The following is a 13,382-nucleotide window of genomic DNA, read 5'->3' as shown; positions in this document are numbered from 1 at the left end:
TTACTGGATCGTGTTCGGGGCGTCGGACAGGATGGCGTGTTGCAGGCCACCCCGCGCAACAAGTCCTGCGGCAACCGTCTCCTGCCGGTCACCGGCAGGTGCATGCACCTTCCGGTTCGTATCCCAGCCCTGCCCGACAATGTCACCGACGACAGCGATGTCCAAACCGGCCACCTGGCCCCCCAGCGCCGTCATCACATCATCCAACGGCGTGCTGATGAAGCGATTGGAATCCCAACCATCGTTCACAACGCCGCCGACCATTGCGATGTCCGCAGCAGCGCCCTCGGGTTGCAGGGCGGTCATGACGTCATCCAGTGGGGTCTTAATGTGGCGATTGAGATCCCAGCCGTTTTCAACAACACCGCCAACCATGGCAATGTCGGCTTTCAACGGATGAGCCTGATTTGTGATATCGAAACCATCAGACGGCGTGGTGATATCCCGGTTGAAGTCCCAGCCGTCATCGCCGACACCGCCCACCATGGCGATATCCGCCGGTTCCGCGCCGGGAGCAGCCTTGGTTGCACGACCGTTCTGAGGGCCGAGCGCCACCATCACATCATCCAGCGGCGTGGTAATGTCTCGATTGAAATCCCAGCCCTCGTCAGCCACGCCGCCAACCATGGCGATGTCGGCCTCCCGCACAGGCTGTCCTTGCGTCATGCGGGCTTCGAGAGCCTCCATCTCCGCCATGTCGACAAAACTGTCGGCCTCGCCATCGTTTTGCACCAGCATGGCCTTGGCCGCGGCCGCAACCCTGGCATAGCCATCAATGCCCGGATGCCCGGCCTCATAGGCAAGAATCGTCTCATGCGAAACGAGCGAGACGCGCAAAGGCTCAGTGCGCACGAACAACACGCCGGAGCCCCGCTTGCCGACGATGAAAAGCTGCGATTTGGACATGATGCTTCCCCTCTGGTTCGATCTCGGCGCCGGCGCTTGCAGCCTCGCCAAAATGCAACCATTGCTCAGGTTTTTCTGGTTGTACAGAGAGCTTTCGAAGTCAGACGAACAATTTTGCCGGATGTCGGCAAATGGCGCGTCCAGGAAGATCCACGGCCGCCATGGCGGCGACCGTGGTGTCGATTTTCACGCTATCAGACGGCGCTGTTCGGGCTGTCGGAGAGAATGGCATCGAACAGGTCACCACTTGCCGGCGCATCTGGCCCCAAAGCCGCGAGTGCGCCTTCAAGAGGTGAATTGACCATACGGTTTATCGTCCAACCCGAGTCGGTAACCTCTCCCAGGAAGGAGAAATCTACATCAGAAATGACCGCACCGCCTGCGACAAGGGCCTCAATTCCTGCTCTTTGCGCTTGATCGATGGCGCCCTCAGGCTGGCCGTCGCGGGAAGCAAGAAGCGCCTTGGCCGATGCGGCGACTTTTGCATAGCCGTCAACACCGGGATGCGCTTCTTCATACTTCAAGATGGTTTCATCAGAAACCATCGCGACGCGAAGCGGTGCAGTTCTAACGAACAGCACGCCCAAACCCCTTTTTCCAATTACGTACAGATGAGAAGTGCCCATAGTATCTCCTATTTTAGGCCTGCCAGTCGAAGCGCATGACAAAAACGTTCGTTCGCGTCGACATCTTGATCGGGAGACAACCCGCTAATTTGCTTGGCCGTCATGCCCGGATAGTTTTGTTGAAGCCGCTCGCCCGCGCTTTGGGCTTCCTCCAGATCTCCGCTCAAAGCGAGGCTCGCCGTTAATACACGCAAGGCGGGCTCGTCATTCTGCATGCGTCGACACAAACGGACCGACTCGGCATAATCCTCAAGCTTGAAGGCGATGCTGGCACCCGCCCACCAGTAAATATCCGGCGCAAGCGGATTGAGATCGATGGACTGCTGGAAGCGCAACCAAGCCGCACCCGACTGTCCGAAATGCGCCAGCGCATCGGCATGCTGCAGCAGCAGGTCTGCGGAATTCGGCGCAAGCGCCTCCGCTTCGAAAAACTTTTCGGCCGAGGTATCGAAGTCGCGGCGATAGAGCGCCACCACCGCGCACATCCAGTGGCCGATGCCGGAGGCGGGGTCGAGATCGACGGCGGCTTCGGCCTCGGCCTTGGCGCGGTGCAGGAGATGCGGATCGCCGCCGCCCAGCATCAGCCATTCCAGCTGCAGCGTCTGGGCAATGCGGGCACGCGCCACCGCCATGCCGGAATCCAGATCCACCGCCTTGCGGAATTCGGAGCGCGCCCGCCGCAGGATCGGCAGATCGCATTTGCCGCCCAGCATGTGCTGGCCGGCCAGCAGATGGCGATAGGCATCCGCCGCATGGCTGCGCACGAGATCGATCTGCAGCCGCTCGATCTGTTCGGCAAGTGCTGCGGCAATCTGCTTCGACAGCAGGCGGAAGGCTGCGTGGGCATTGCCTTCGTCCAGCGCCACCTCCACCGACCAGAGAATTTCCGCGGTCGCATCCTCCACCAGCGTCAGGGAGAGGCGCGCCTCGTCCAGCAGCAGCGACTGCACCCGGTAATTCGCGCGCAGCGACTGGTAGAGCGCGCCGGTCCCGTCAACGGCGGCGGCAAAGCTGCTGTGCGGGGCAAGCACCGTGAACGTGCGATAGCGCACGAGGCTGTTGGCGACATCCTCGATGAAGGCGCGGGCGAGCACCGGCACCAGCCCGCCGACCGGCGCCACCGGCGGCAGAAAGGCAACGCGCGGCCGCGCCGTGCGCGCCGGCTCCGGCTGAACCTCCTGCGGCTCGGCCGGCGCGGCATGGCTTCTGAGGCGCCGCATCAGGGCAAGCGTCGCCGCCTCGGGCTGCACCCCGTCCAGCTTCAGCCGCTGCGTCAGCTTTTCGAACATGCGCTCGGCGGCTGCCGCATCGCCTGCCCGCGCATAGGCAGAGATCACCATGCGGTAGGTCTCCTCCCGGTCGTCCTCCAGCCTGAGCGCGGTTTCGGCAAGAGCGGCGATATCGGCCAGCGGCCGGGCGCCGAACCGGGTCATATCCTCCAGCAGGCGGGCGGTCGCGGCAAAGAAGAGGTCCTTCAGGCGGGCCCGCTCGGCCAGCAGCCAGAGATGGAACTGTTCCTGATCGGCATCCACGCCCTGCAGCAACTCGCCGCCGATGCCGCGCAGCACCTTCAGCCGCAGCGCCACGTCGTCGGCGCCGACGACATCGAGAAAGGCGGAGAGATCCGAGCGACGGGCCAGCGGGCCGGCGGCAAGCCCGCCGGGCGTCGCCTCGATCAGCGCCTCATCCCCCTCGGCAAAGGGCTGCAGGCGCGACAGCAACTGCCGCAGATTGCCGAGCGCCCGCTTCTGGTCCGCATCTTCCCACAGAAGCAGCGCCGCCGCCTGGCGGGTCAACAGCCGGCCAGGCGCCAGAAGCAGGGCCGCCACCAGCACGAAACCCTTGGCCGGAAAGAAGCCGTCACGCTCCAGATGGCAGCGCGGGATCCCCAGAAGACTGATCGTGAAGCCCTGCTCATGCCCTGCCACGACTATTCCCTACCCTGCCCCCGGAGGTTGCAATAAAAATCAACTACCTGTCAGATTTGACGTCTGCGTGACGCTCTTTGTGCATGATTCTGAAACAATCTACAGCAAGGAAAACGACACGCGTCTAAATATTGCGTGACACTTCATGACAGATCGCGTGCACTTCAAGCATTCCTATATGAGTTTCCCCTTACGAACGGAGCCCTATCAGCGCGCCGACGATGTGGGTTATGCCATGACGGAACTGCTGTGGCACAATGGAAAGCCCTTTTATCCCGTCACCGCCCTTGCTGAAGCAAGATATGCTTGCGCAAGACTTGCGGAGGGACGCTTTGACGAGACTGATGAAGACAATATCGACCTGATCCTGCAGATGCGGCGGGCAACCGGCGGCTATTTTTTCGAGATCATCCTGCGCAACGACAAGGGCACCGCCTATGGCGGCTGGGCCTGGGGCCAGGAACTCAGTATCGGCGACGAGATCCATGATGGCTATCGCGTTCTGACCACCCACAATGGCAGGCACGCTTTCCGTTTTGCCTGGGATGCGACCACCGGCCGCTACCGCTGCCTGAACGAGTTGCCGGTCAGCAAAAGCGGAGGCAGCTGAGGGAGAGGCCGCCGCTCAACCGCGATCGAGGAGATAGCGAACAATCTGCCGCGCGCCCTCGTCCGGATCATGCCCGTTCGTTTCGATGCGCAGGTCGGGCGAAAGCGGCTTTTCATAGGGCGAATCAAGCCCGGTGAAATTGCGCAGTTCTCCTGCCGCTGCCTTGCGATAAAGCCCCTTCGGATCACGCCGCGCGCATTCCTCGATCGGCGTATCGACGAAGATCTCGATGAACTCTCCCGGCTCCATCAGGTCTCGCGCCATCTGCCGTTCCGCCGCGAAGGGCGAAATGAAAGCCGCCAGCACGATCAGCCCGGCATCGGTCATCAGCCGGGCCACCTCCGCCACGCGGCGAATGTTTTCCACCCGGTCCTCGGCCGTGAAACCAAGATCGCGGTTCAGGCCATGGCGCACATTGTCGCCATCGAGGAGATAGGTATGGCACCCCTCGGCATGCAGAAGCGCCTCCACCCGGTTCGCCAGTGTGGACTTGCCGGACCCGGACAGGCCGGTGAACCACAGCACCGCGGGCCGCTGTCCCTTCAGATGCGCACGATCCTGTTTCGTCAGGCTGGTGGCCTGCCAGTGGATGTTGGCCGCTCGCCGCAGCGGGAAATCGAGAAGGGCCACCCCCACCGGCTGACCCGAGACACGGTCGAACAGCACCCCATTGCCGGTCGCCCGGCTGTCGCGCGAGGCATCGAAGGCGATCGGACGCGCCAGCGACAGATTGCACACCCCGATGCGGCCGGCCGGCAGCAGGCGGACAGCCTCATGCGAGAGGCTGTCATCGCTCATGGCGTAACGCAGCGCCGTCACGGTCGCGACAACCTCATCGCCTTGCGTCTGCAGCCGGTAACGCCGCCCCGGCAACAACGGCTCGGAATCCAGCCAGAGGATATGGGCTTGCACCTGATCCGCCACATGCGGGCGCGCATCAGGGCAAACCAGCAGACGCCCCTCTGCCACCTCGGCATCCAGAACCAGCGTCAAGGCCTCGCCCGCCGATGCAGATGCCTGCTCGCCGTCCTGGGCGCGAATGCCGGTCACCCGCGCCGCCTGACCGGTTTCTGCGACCACGACCGGATCGCCGAGCGCAATGCGCCCGCCAATCACCCGTCCGGTCACGGCCGCCGCCGTCCCGATCCTGAAGGAGGCACCGCCGGCAGCAAAGCGAAACGGCGCTTCTGTCAACGAGGGCGCGAGGGGAGCCGCCTCGATTTCGTCCAGAAGCGTGCCGCCTGCAAACCACGGCATCCGGCCTGACTGCCGGACAAGATTGTCACCGGATGCGCTTGCCACGGGAATGGCCCTGATCCAGCGGAAACCGATCTGCGCCGCCGCCTGTTCATAGACCTCGACCATCGAGGTGAAGGTCCTTTGCGAAAAGTCCACCTGGTCCATGTGATCAATGACGAGGATGACCTGCGACGCACCCTGAAGCGCGGCGGCGAAACTGTGCTGCAACACCGGCGAGACCAGTCCGTGACGGGCATCCACCACCATCAGCGCCAGATCGGCTGTCGGGCTGCCCGCAAGGTTACCCCCGGCCGCGGTCATCGCGCGTGACACATCCACCGGTTCAAAACCACGATGGCCCATGACAGGACAAGGCCCCGTCGAGGCGCCCGCTTGGGTTCCCGGGACCTCTATCAACGCCGGCAGCCTGTCGATGAGAGCGCCTGTCCCGGCAGGTGCAGATCCACCGACCAGCAGGCGGCGCAAGGATTTCGTTGGAAACGCGAGAGCGGCCTTTTCCGTCGTCATGTCCAGAGCCCCATCCGCTGCCATCCTAACTGTCCTTCCACTGCCGGCCGCCTACAGGGCAGCCAGGCCTTCAGAAAATGCCGACTGGCCCCATGCCGATAGTCTGACGGGGCGAGGCCACATGTACGAATCTCTGCTCAGCTCGACAACAGGTCGAACGCGATCCCGCGCCTCGTAAGCTCGGCGGCGACATGTTGCGGCGGCGCGAGGTCGTCAATCAAGAGATCGAGCACAGGAACAAGCGCCTCTCGACGCTTCAGGCTGCGGGCGACATCGTGACCGCAGCCATGAATCAAAAAGACGGACACTGGATGCGTTGCACCGGCAAGGATCGCCTCGGCATGGCGCACATCGTCGCCGACGTCACTGCCACAGAAGATCATGTGGTCAAGATCCTGCGCCTCGGGACAGGGGCCGTGAGGCAGGCAAGTCTCGAACCGCCAGTTGTCTATTTCCGCAATCTGATCCTGCCAACGCCGCTCCCAGGGGCAATGATCAGGGTGCACGGAATACTGGGGACAGAAGGCAATGGAACGTCGGATCCCGGGCAATACAAGACTGAACAGGATGGCTGCGAAGCCCCCCATGCTGTTGCCCAGCGTGACGACAGCCCGGCCGTCCTGCATCGCCAGAAACGGAGCGAGACATGCCGGATCCACGCTGTTATACCAGAGTGCCGGCCGTTCCCGAACGAAGGCCACGTGGCGCCGGGCTTCCTCGACATTCTCATCCGAGGTGAGCGTTTTCGCAAACTCCCACACCTCGATGCCACCCAAAATGGACTGAATGCCGGCAAAGGCAATGACGGCCCGCCTGACGTCAGGACTCCCGGGCAGAACATAAACTGTTTCCATGTCAGTTTGATCGGTTGCGTCCAGAATGCACCTCCAATACAACCAGAAATAACATCATCGCACGCATAATGACATCAATAATGAACGCACTCTTGCAGGCCCTCTTCGTCCCGCCTTCTGCACCGCAGGCATACCGGGGCATGAGTTCGGCGAAACGCGTTGAAACTTCGCAGAATGCTTCACGTCAAGGAGGTGATGACGTTTCACCCACCTCGCATGACGCTCTGCCGAAACGAGCTTGCGTGAACCTGCTTGCGGTCTGATTTGCGAATGCATTGAAAGGGGACACATGGCTGATATTCTGATCACTGGTTTTCCAAGATCGGGCACGACACTGGTCGCATCGCTCCTGAACACACAGCCGGATGTGATTGCGCTGGCAGAGCCCTTCGCGCTGCCGCAGGGACAGGATAGAGAGGGAGCTGTCGAACATATCCGTGCGCTGATGCACGACTATCGTTCGCAGGCCCTGGCCGGCTCGCCGCTGGTCACCAAGCATATGGGCGGCAGGATTCCGGACAACTGGGTGGAACCGCCCAAGGAAAACGGAGGCCTGCGGCGCGTTCTGGAAGAGCGGGGCGCCCTGCTGTTCGACAAGCCGCTGACCGACGACTTCACGCTGGTCGCGAAGCATCCCGCCGAATTCACGGCACTCGCGGATTTGCTGGTGGATCACTTTCCGCTTTATGCGGTGGTGCGCGATCCGCTTGCGGTGATGGCGGCCTGGCAGACGGTCGACATGCCCATCAACCGTGGCAGGATGCCGATGCTGGAGCGCCTCGCGCCCACCGACTGGCGCGTGCAGCTGGATGCGATCGAAGAGCCGCTGGAGCGCCAGGTGAAGCTCCTCTCCCTGCAGCTGCAGACGTATCTGTCGCTGCCGAAGGGTCGCCTTCTGCGCTACGAGGATCTGATCGCCAACCCGCGCGCGACGCTTGCTCCGATCTGCCCGGGCCGATCAGCCTATCCCGAACAATCCGCATTCGATCCTGTGCAGCGCTATGTCGGGGTGGATTTTTCGGCACTGGCGAAACGGCTGATGCCGCTTCTGCCGATGATCGAGGAAATCTATCCGGATTTCGCGCGCCGATGGGAAGCATATCTGCCGGCGAGGACGGTGGCCCCCGTAGCGGAAGGCAGCCTAACCCGGCAGATGCCCATTCCCGTAGCGCCCCATACCACCGATCCCCCCAGGGTCTTTGTCATGGGCGCCTACATCCCCGCTGGCGGAACGCGCATGGCCTATGAAATCGGGCACGTGGCAAGCGAAGACATGGGATTTGCGTGCTATGCCGTAAAATGGGGGCATGAAAGCCCAGAACAATCATTTTTCGATTATCCTGCGTCATTTGCTTCGGTTGATCGCACAGAACTGGCCGGGCTGCTGCGCCCCCAGGATCTGCTTGTGTGCAACCCTTCCTTTTCAAACGGATCGGTGGGCCTCACCCATCATTGCCGCAAGCTGATGTATGTGCAGGGTTTCAACACCTTCTCGACGCTGGACTGCTGGTTCGACCGGCATGTGGCGGTCGGCAGTTTCGTTCAGGACTTTCTCGCCAACATCTATGGGGTGGAGGCGCCGGTCATTGCGCCGTTTGTATCCACCCGGGGACTGACTCCCACAGACTGGTGGAACAGGGAACCGGACTCGATATGGCTTTATCTCAAGGGCGAGGGCGGGTTGCAGATCGCGCTCGTTGCGCGGTTGCGTGAGGAACTTCGACGCATCGATCCGGCAGCCGAGGCAGCCATCGACTGGGAAGGCTCGATCCTGCGCGCCGGCGAATACAGACAGCACGACCTGCTCCGAAAACTCGGGGAGCGCCGGCACCTGGTGAGCCTGTCGATTTGCGAGGGCTTTGGCCTTGTGCCTCTCGAGGCCATGGCGCTTGGCACCATGGTTCTTGGTTTTGACGGATTTGGCGGCCGGGACTATGCGCGACCCGGTGTGAATTGCAGAGTCCAGCCCTACCCGAATCTGGCAGGCATCGCCCAGGATCTTGTACACTGCCTCCGGCACCCGGAATCCACCGCGACCATTGCCTCCCACGGGCCGGCCACCGCCGCCCGCTATTCTCAAGAACGATTTCGAGAGAGCTGGAGACGGGAACTGGCACTGATGCTCGGCAGGTAAGGACCCAGCCTCAAGGCACCATCCAGAGTTTGCCACGGAAACGTGGGCTCCTGTAGACCGAAAGAACAAAGACAAACAGTTCAAGCAAGCGTCTGTCGGCGTGAATATGGACCGGACAGACGCTGTTCAACGCCACGTCACGTCACGCCACTTTCGCAGGCTTGCGGTCCGCCGCAGCCGAGACCTTGAAGTTGGAAACCAGTTCGAACAGCTTGGCGGCCTCCCGTGCCAGGTTCTGCGATGCCGCATTGCCCCCATGGAGGCCGCGCTGCGTTTCGCGCCCTGATCCAGAGCATTGATGGCGGCGGAGACCTCGTTGATGCCGCGATCCTTTTCGTGGCTGGCCGTTGCGATGGCCGCCACGTTCTGGTCCAAGATCTGCACCTGTTCAACGATCTCGCAGAGCGCATGCCCGGTCTTCTGAACCAGGGTGACGCCCTGCCCCACGCTTGTCGAGGACTTCGCGATCAGCGCCTTGATTTCCCTTGCGGCAGAGGCCGAACGCTGGGCAAGTTCGCGCACTTCCTGCGCAACAACCGCAAACCCCTTGCCAGCCTCCCCGGCACGCGCCGCCTCAACCCCATCCCACAAGCCTCTCGCCATTGGTTAGGCTCAAAAGTTATCAAGCAGAAATTTTTAACTTAAGGTTGCACCAGAAAAAGCATCACGTTCCCTCTCCGGCTTCCGAGGCAGAGCACAGACGGGCGGAGTGCCCGTGTCTTGGTCCGGACAAGGGATACGCCACTCCAGGGCTTGGATGCGAAGGTGACGTCTCGGGAAACAAGACGACAGCGCGAAACATCGATACGCATGACGACGCTCAGAACGCGTGAACCAGTCGCGCCTGAACACGAACCGATCAAAATTTACGTATTGAACACGTCAAAACACACAAAGGAACGCACTAATGAAAATATAAAATTGAGATACAATAGATATTCAAAACAATATCATAATTTTAAGTAAAAAATTAAATTATATTACAATAAATTAAATGATAAATTCTAATCAAGGCACCAAAACACATCCATATCGACTGAATTTACCGCACATTAAATTATTCGAATATACGCTGGCTCATTAGGCGCTTTCCAGGTCCGGATACATGACGGACGGGCAAGCCGCCGCCCTTGCGCCGCGGAGCGAATATGTCGAACTTTCTGGACTTCAAGAAGTCATCTCGGTCAGCCACTGCCATGGCGGCCATCCGTCATCTCGCAAGCGTTGTGGACAAAGGCGATCTCTCGGCGCGGGCCGACCTCTCGCAGGCCACGGGCGAAGCGCAGGAGATCCTCGCAGCCGTCAATGACCTCCTGGACAAGGCGTTGCGGCCCGTCGCGGTCATGAACGGGCAGATCGGCCGGATGGCGGCAGAGCATGACAATGGCGACATTGACGTGCGCATCCCGGTCACCGAGTTCCGGGGCGACCTCGCCGACATGGCGCAGGGCATCAACGCCATGGTGGCCGGTCACATCACGGTCAAGAAGAAGGCCATGGCCTGTGTAAAGGAATTCAGCGACGGGAATTTCGAGGCAAGCCTCGAGCCATTCCCCGGCAAGAAGGCCTTCATCAACGACACGATCGAGACGCTGCGGCGAAACATGAAGGGGCTGATTGTCGAGATGAACCGGATGTCGGCGGAACACGACCGCGGCGACATCGACGTCTTCGTGCCCATCGACAAGTTCAAGGGTGACTTTGCAACGGTTGCGCAGGGCATCAATACCATGGTGGCGGGCCATATTGCGGTCAAGAAGAAGGCCATGGCCTGCGTGAAGGAATTCGCCGACGGCAATTTCGAAGCCAAGCTGGAGCCGTTCCCGGGCAAGAAGGCCTTCATCAACGACACGATCGAAACCCTGCGCGGCAATCTCCAGGGCCTCATTGCCGAAATGAACCGGATGTCGGCGGAACATGACCGTGGCGACATCGATGTCTTCGTTCCCGTCGACAAGTTCAGCGGCGATTTCGCGTCGATGGCGCGCGGTGTCAACGCCATGGTGGCCGGCCATATCGCGGTCAAGAAGAAGGCCATGGCCTGCGTGAAGGAATTCGGCGAAGGGAATTTCGAAGCGAGCCTTGAGCAGTTTCCCGGAAAGAAGGCCTTCATCAACGAGACGATCGAAACGCTGCGCCGCAACCTGCGCGCCATCATCGCGGAAATCCAGCGCCTCATCGAAGCCTCCACCGCCGGACGCCTCAGCGAGCGCGGCGATGCGGGCCGCTTCGTCGGCGATTTCGGCAAGCTGGTCTCGGGAATCAACGGCATGCTCGATGCCATTCTTCTGCCGATTGCGGAAGGAAACCGGGTGCTGGCCCTGGTCAGCAACGGGGACCTGACCGAACGTGTCACGATTGCCTGCGAAGGCGATCACCAGCGCATGAAGAATGCGATCAATGATCTCGTGGAAAACCTCGCCAAGTTTGCGCTTGAGGTGAACAGCGCTTCGTCCCAGGTGGCTGGTGGAAGCCAGGATCTGGCGGCAAGTTCGGAACAGATGAGCCAGGGGGCTTCCGAGCAGGCGGCCGCGACGGAGGAAGCCTCTGCCTCGATGGAGCAGATGGCGGCCAACATCAAGCAGAACGCCGACAACGCATCGCAGACCGAAAAAATCGCCCGTCAGTCCGCCAAGAATGCGGAACGTTCCGGAGACGCCGTGCGCAAGGCAGTGGAGGCAATGCAGACGATTGCCGAGCGCATTTCCATCGTGCAGGAAATCGCACGTCAGACCGACCTGCTGGCCCTCAACGCCGCCGTGGAGGCTGCACGGGCCGGTGAACATGGCCGCGGCTTCGCGGTTGTCGCGTCCGAAGTGCGCAAGCTTGCCGAACGCAGCCAGACAGCAGCTGCCGAAATCGGTTCCGTTTCATCCGAAACGGTCCGCGCCGCCAAGGAGGCCGGCGAAATGCTGGCAGCGCTCGTGCCGGATATCCGCAAAACCGCGGAACTCGTCTCTGAAATCACGGCCGCCTGCCGTGAACAGGATGTGGGGGCCGAGCAGATCAACCAGGCCATCCAGCAGCTCGACACCGTAACCCAGCAGAATGCCGCAGCATCGGAAAAGGTGAACGCAACCTCGGAAGAACTGGCAAGCCAGGCCGAACAGCTGCTGACCTCCATCGCATTCTTCCGCACCGCCCGCGAAGGCACCCGGGCGCAATACACCGCCGCAACGCAGGCGGGCCGATCCGAACAGGGCCCGCGTCGCCCGGCCCAGAAGCCCGCAGGCCGCTCCGGCAGGGATTCCGCCGCATCATCGGTCGGCCAGCAGCAAGCCCGCGTCCGCGGCTTCGCCCTCGAACTCGGCGGCCCCGACGAGGACGACCGGCATTTCGGGTGAGGATTGTTGTTCGACAAACCGAGACGGAATTTGCGGGAATTTCCGGGGTCGGACGGGAATGCGCGGAAGCGTCCTATTTCGAAGGGATTTTGCCGCTGCGAAGCAGAGGTGCAGTCGGGATGGCCGCAGCCGGACCAAATTCATAATGGAGCTTATGCCGCAAAATCCGGGTGGTGAGGCGGAAACCTTCAAGACGCCTTCAAAAACCGACGTTGCCTCTTCAAGCATTTGATTTTACGGGCTTCAAGCGGAAACCGCCAACGCTCGGAAACGGTGAATTGAGGCCAGAATCTCGTCCGAGATTTTGGCAATGACGCGCAAAACCCGCAAAACATTTATTTTTCAAAGCCTTAACGCGGGTTCAGGCGTTCGAAGATTCCGGCAAGCCTTCCCCGGATGGAGTCTCCAAAATCACGAGCGAGGATGACAAGGGGACTTCCGGTAGCCTGCCTGAAAAGCCGCGTGCGTTGCGGATGCCGGCGCAATTTCTGGCGGATAATCGCCTACGTCCTCGATGAGATTTTCGGGCGGCGGGGGATTGGCGGAAAAGGTTTAACTTGTGTGCATTCCTGACCTCTCGGTCGTGTCTCGGTTTGATTTTTGATCCGGTTGACAGGCTATCGCAGGTTCGGTTTCCTGTTTGCTTGAAGGAAAGAGGCAGGGGGCGCCATGGCCACGGTGCAGGAACGCATAAAGGAACGGATAGCCGAACAGCCCGGCCTCACGGAGTCGGAGCTTGCTCGATCCATCTTCGGCATGGACGGGTATCAGCAGCGCGTGAACTCCACTTGTCGCCTCCTGGTCGCCAAAGGTGAAATCGAGCGACGTGGAAACGGCGGCCCTTCCGATCCTTACACCTATCATTTCCCCGCAGCGAAATAATACCCGCAGGACCTAAGGCGGCAGAAAGGTTACATATTCCGCTCTTATGCCGCAAATGCCTGTCCGCCGCGCAAAATCTTCAACCCAGCTGACCTTCTCCCCTGGAATGTCCTCGGTTTGAGGTTAGTCTGTTGTCCGGAGAAGGAGACAGACAATGAAGCGTTCCCGTTTCAGCGACGAGCAGATCATCGGTATTCTGAAGGAGCATCAGGCCGGTCTTTCGGCTGTTGATCTGTGCCGCAAATACGGTGTCAGCGACGCGACCTTCTATAAATGGCGGTCGAAGTATGGCGGCATGGAAGTGGCGGAGGCCAAACGGCTGAAGGCTCTT

Annotated in this window: 11 protein-coding genes; 5 read left to right on the top strand and 6 right to left on the bottom strand. The window is 60.9% G+C overall.

From position 1 onward, the window contains the following. The 3 genes from F3H95_RS12455 to F3H95_RS12445 form a co-directional block, all read right to left on the bottom strand. Nucleotides 1-861, bottom strand: a complete 861-nt coding sequence (locus tag F3H95_RS12455; protein WP_149746242.1) for a hypothetical protein — start codon at nt 859-861, stop codon at nt 1-3. 239 nt (nt 862-1,100) lie between these two features. Further along, nucleotides 1,101-1,532, bottom strand: coding sequence for a hypothetical protein (locus F3H95_RS12450; protein ID WP_143127691.1), 432 nt, complete (start codon nt 1,530-1,532; stop codon nt 1,101-1,103). An 8-nt stretch (nt 1,533-1,540) separates the two neighbouring features. Beyond that, on the bottom strand, nt 1,541-3,460 hold the full coding sequence (locus F3H95_RS12445) for a BTAD domain-containing putative transcriptional regulator (protein WP_149746241.1): 1,920 nt from the start codon (nt 3,458-3,460) through the stop codon (nt 1,541-1,543). Nucleotides 3,461-3,605: 145 nt separating this feature from the next. Between F3H95_RS12445 and F3H95_RS12440 the strand changes: the two genes are divergently transcribed. Beyond that, nucleotides 3,606-4,070, top strand: a complete 465-nt coding sequence (locus F3H95_RS12440; RefSeq protein ID WP_149746240.1) for a hypothetical protein — start codon at nt 3,606-3,608, stop codon at nt 4,068-4,070. 15 nt (nt 4,071-4,085) lie between these two features. On the opposite strand, the gene cysC is transcribed toward F3H95_RS12440, so the two are convergent. Continuing rightward, nucleotides 4,086-5,630, bottom strand: coding sequence for an adenylyl-sulfate kinase (cysC, locus tag F3H95_RS12435; RefSeq protein ID WP_188134378.1), 1,545 nt, complete (start codon nt 5,628-5,630; stop codon nt 4,086-4,088). A gap of 344 nt (nt 5,631-5,974) precedes the next feature. After that, nucleotides 5,975-6,691 (bottom strand): hypothetical protein, encoded by a 717-nt coding sequence (locus F3H95_RS12430; protein WP_149746238.1) that lies wholly within the window; start codon nt 6,689-6,691, stop codon nt 5,975-5,977. A gap of 289 nt (nt 6,692-6,980) precedes the next feature. Here F3H95_RS12430 and F3H95_RS12425 point away from each other — a divergent pair, with 289 nt between their 5' ends. Continuing rightward, the gene (locus tag F3H95_RS12425) at nt 6,981-8,825 is read left to right on the top strand and encodes a sulfotransferase (protein ID WP_149746237.1); all 1,845 of its coding nucleotides are present in this window, start codon (nt 6,981-6,983) and stop codon (nt 8,823-8,825) included. Nucleotides 8,826-8,951: 126 nt separating this feature from the next. On the opposite strand, the gene F3H95_RS12420 is transcribed toward F3H95_RS12425, so the two are convergent. Next, a complete protein-coding gene (locus F3H95_RS12420; protein WP_149746236.1) occupies nt 8,952-9,428 on the bottom strand; it encodes a methyl-accepting chemotaxis protein in 477 nt (158 codons plus the stop codon). A 545-nt stretch (nt 9,429-9,973) separates the two neighbouring features. On the opposite strand from F3H95_RS12420, the gene F3H95_RS12415 reads away from it, so the two are divergent. The 3 genes from F3H95_RS12415 to F3H95_RS12405 all read left to right on the top strand — a co-directional run. Beyond that, nucleotides 9,974-12,169, top strand: a complete 2,196-nt coding sequence (locus F3H95_RS12415; RefSeq protein ID WP_149746235.1) for a methyl-accepting chemotaxis protein — start codon at nt 9,974-9,976, stop codon at nt 12,167-12,169. A gap of 669 nt (nt 12,170-12,838) precedes the next feature. Next, entirely contained in the window at nt 12,839-13,051 is a 213-nt protein-coding gene (locus F3H95_RS12410; RefSeq protein WP_149746234.1) for a helix-turn-helix domain-containing protein, read from the top strand. A 154-nt stretch (nt 13,052-13,205) separates the two neighbouring features. Further along, nucleotides 13,206-13,382: transposase (locus F3H95_RS12405; RefSeq protein ID WP_149746233.1), on the top strand; the 177-nt coding region annotated here is incomplete at its 3' end.

The organism is Rhizobium sp. RU35A (assembly GCF_900156005.1).
GTDB lineage: Bacteria > Pseudomonadota > Alphaproteobacteria > Rhizobiales > Rhizobiaceae > Neorhizobium > Neorhizobium straminoryzae.
Note: the sequence above shows the minus strand (reverse complement) of the source record. Positions and strands in the feature narration are given on the sequence as shown.